We start from the raw sequence: 3,120 nt of genomic DNA on the forward strand, positions 1-3,120 counted from the left end.
CAGCTTCAAGGCTCACGAAAAAGCCTTGCGCAAAGCGCAGCAGGCGATGAGCCGCAAAGTCATATTCAGCCGCAATTGGAAGAAAGCGAAAGCCCGTATTCAGCGCATCCAGACTCATATCGGCAGTGCCCGCCGCGACTACTTGCATAAGATCTCGACCGCCATCAGCAAAAACCACGCGCTGGTATGTGTCGAAGATTTGCAGGTGCGAAATATGTCCAAGTCAGCGGCGGGCACAACTGACACGCCTGGGCGCAACGTGCGAGCCAAGTCGGGCCTGAATAAGGCTATTTTAGATCAAGGCTGGGGCGAGTTTCGGCGTCAGCTCGACTACAAGCTGGCTTGGAATGGCGGGCATTTGATAGCGGTGCCGCCGAAGAACACCAGCCGAACGTGCCCATGTTGCGGGCATATCTCGGCTGATAATCGTCAAACACAAGCTACGTTCGAATGTGTGGAGTGTGATTTTAAAGAAAACGCCGATCTAGTCGGCGCGATCAATGTGTTAAGGGCGGGACACGCCCAGTTAGCCTGTGAAGTGAGTGGTGCAATAAGGCCGCCAGCAGCAGGAACCCACCGAAGCGAATTAAGCGTAATCGCCTAACCGCAGTAGGAATCCCCGTCCTTTAGGGCGGGGAGGATGTCAACACCAGAAACCCACCACGACAGAGTTTGTCGGCATCGCCCCACCCTCACGGTTTAGCAGGCCCGGCACACGCCAAAGCCCGCCGTAGCGGGTGATTAAGAATTGCTCGTTCAGCGCAATCGAATTATCCCGCTGCCTTTGCAGACGTCACTCCCTCACACTTGAACCATCAACTGAAGGAGACACATCATGCATACACGTAGCGAACAGATGGCTGACTATATTGCCGATCGTCTCGAGTTCATCACCTTCCTCGCCTGTTGCAGCGCCCTGCTGGCCCTGCTGACCGGCATGAGTGGCCAACAGGCACTGGCCTTTACCGCCCTGAATCTGCCGTTTGGCCTCGGTATTCTGCTGGCGATGGCGATGCTGGCCCCGCTGCCCGCCCACTGGCGGCTGCCAGGCATCACCTTGCTGCTGGCAGGTTGCGCCCTGATGACCCTGCAACTGGGGGGCGAGTGGCTCAATCCGCTGGCCATCTGGAGCCTCTACGCCCTGCTCGGGCTGGAGATCATCTGGCAAGCTCGCCCCCGCGCCGTGCTAGCCACCCGCGCTCGCCAATAATAGGGCTGACCAGCGCCGGTAAACGGCGGGCTGTGATGGCTGACGCCGGTGGCAAATTGGGGTACTCTTGCGCCCCCATTTGCCACCACACTTGGCATTAACAACCTTCGCCATCACGCCCAGGAGCGCCCCGATGAAAAAAGCCTGTGCCCAGCACATTCTGGTCAAGACCGAAAAACAGTGTATGGAGATCAAGGAGAAGATCGAGAAGGGAGCCGACTTCGGCCAGATGGCCAAGCGCTTCTCCACCTGCGCCTCTGCAAAACGTAGCGGCGATCTGGGGGAGTTCAATAAAGGGGATATGGTCAAGCCCTTCGACGATGCCGTATTCAAGGGCGAACTGCTCAAGGTACTGGGGCCGGTGCGCACCAAGTTCGGCTTCCATCTGATCAAAGTGCTCTATCGCAATTAAACCATCGCAACTGACCATTCTCTCGGTGAAGCTCGCATCAGGCGGGCTTCACCGACCTCTGCATCCCCCCTCGCAAAACTGGCTGAAACAACGCCAAACTCGCATCAATTTACTAACGTTATCAGACAATTAAGTTTATCCTTCTCGGCATTGTCCACATTCGACGATGGATCCCGTGCTATGCCCCGCTCTTGCTTGTGGCCCCTGCTGGCCTGGTTACTCCCGCTCGCTGGCGCCCTCGGCAGCCGCTTCCATCTCTGGCCCTGGTGGATAGGTTTTGCGATCTGTCTCATCGGAGCGCTTGTCTCCCTTATCCTGCTGGTGCGCCTGCCCTGGAGCCGCAACCGCTACGCCAACGGCTTTGGCGCCTTGCCGCTGTTGCTGCCGCTGCTCTTTGTGGTGCAGGCGCTGCGCATGCCGCTGATCAACGATGTGAGTACCGATCCCTACAATCCCCCCCTGCTGCGCTGGGCGGCGGAGCTTAGAACCGAGCAGGATCTGCCAATTAATAGCGCCCCGCTGAAAGCAGTTGAGGCAAAACCCGGTCCTCTCTTTACCAGGGCCTCCCCTGCCGAAGTGGTGATTGAAGCCAGCGAACTGATGCAGGAGCTGGGCTGGCAGGTACGACCGAGCCCGGATGGTCTGGATGCAGTGGTCACCACCGGCTGGTTCGGCTTTCAGGATGATGTGGCGCTGCGGGTCTTTGCCGGCCCGAAAGAGACTCGCATCGATATGCGATCGGCCTCCCGTCAGGGGCGCAGCGACTTGGGTACCAACCGGGCGCGGATCGAGGATTTTCTGATCCGCCTGAACGAGCGACTCGGTCAGGCCTACAAACCCAATTTGAAACCTTGACATCCTCCCCGCCCTAAAGGACGGGGATTCCTACTGCGGTTAGGCGATTACGCTTAATTCGCTTCGGTGGGTTCCTGCTGCTGGCGGCCTTATTGCACCACTCACTTCACAGGCTAACTGGGCGTGTCCCGCCCTTAACACATTGATCGCGCCGACTAGATCGGCGTTTTCTTTAAAATCACACTCCACACATTCGAACGTAGCTTGTGTTTGACGATTATCAGCCGAGATATGCCCGCAACATGGGCACGTTCGGCTGGTGTTCTTCGGCGGCACCGCTATCAAATGCCCGCCATTCCAAGCCAGCTTGTAGTCGAGCTGACGCCGAAACTCGCCCCAGCCTTGATCTAAAATAGCCTTATTCAGGCCCGACTTGGCTCGCACGTTGCGCCCAGGCGTGTCAGTTGTGCCCGCCGCTGACTTGGACATATTTCGCACCTGCAAATCTTCGACACATACCAGCGCGTGGTTTTTGCTGATGGCGGTCGAGATCTTATGCAAGTAGTCGCGGCGGGCACTGCCGATATGAGTCTGGATGCGCTGAATACGGGCTTTCGCTTTCTTCCAATTGCGGCTGAATATGACTTTGCGGCTCATCGCCTGCTGCGCTTTGCGCAAGGCTTTTTCGTGAGCCTTGAAGCTG

At 57.6% G+C, this 3,120-nt stretch carries 5 protein-coding genes; 4 read left to right on the plus strand and 1 reads right to left on the minus strand.

The genetic code is table 11. From position 1 onward, the window contains the following. The 4 genes from AB5Y90_RS01125 to AB5Y90_RS01140 form a co-directional block, all read left to right on the plus strand. Window positions 1-604 (plus strand): RNA-guided endonuclease InsQ/TnpB family protein (locus AB5Y90_RS01125; RefSeq protein WP_368166422.1); only part of this gene is annotated, 604 nt, incomplete at its 5' end. Window positions 605-835: 231 nt separating this feature from the next. Next, entirely contained in the window at window positions 836-1,210 is a 375-nt protein-coding gene (locus AB5Y90_RS01130) for a hypothetical protein (protein WP_270657741.1), read from the plus strand. Between the two features lie 133 nt (window positions 1,211-1,343). Next, window positions 1,344-1,622, plus strand: coding sequence for a peptidylprolyl isomerase (locus AB5Y90_RS01135; RefSeq protein ID WP_042657102.1), 279 nt, complete (start codon window positions 1,344-1,346; stop codon window positions 1,620-1,622). Between the two features lie 180 nt (window positions 1,623-1,802). Further along, window positions 1,803-2,477 (plus strand): DUF1499 domain-containing protein, encoded by a 675-nt coding sequence (locus AB5Y90_RS01140; protein WP_042657101.1) that lies wholly within the window; start codon window positions 1,803-1,805, stop codon window positions 2,475-2,477. Window positions 2,478-2,516: 39 nt separating this feature from the next. Here AB5Y90_RS01140 and AB5Y90_RS01145 read toward each other — a convergent pair. Then, on the minus strand, window positions 2,517-3,120 hold a 604-nt coding region (locus AB5Y90_RS01145), incomplete at its 5' end, for an RNA-guided endonuclease InsQ/TnpB family protein (protein ID WP_368166422.1).

The sequence above is a fragment of the Aeromonas sp. R4-1 genome, from assembly GCF_040908325.1.
In the GTDB taxonomy this organism is placed as follows: domain Bacteria; phylum Pseudomonadota; class Gammaproteobacteria; order Enterobacterales; family Aeromonadaceae; genus Aeromonas; species Aeromonas veronii.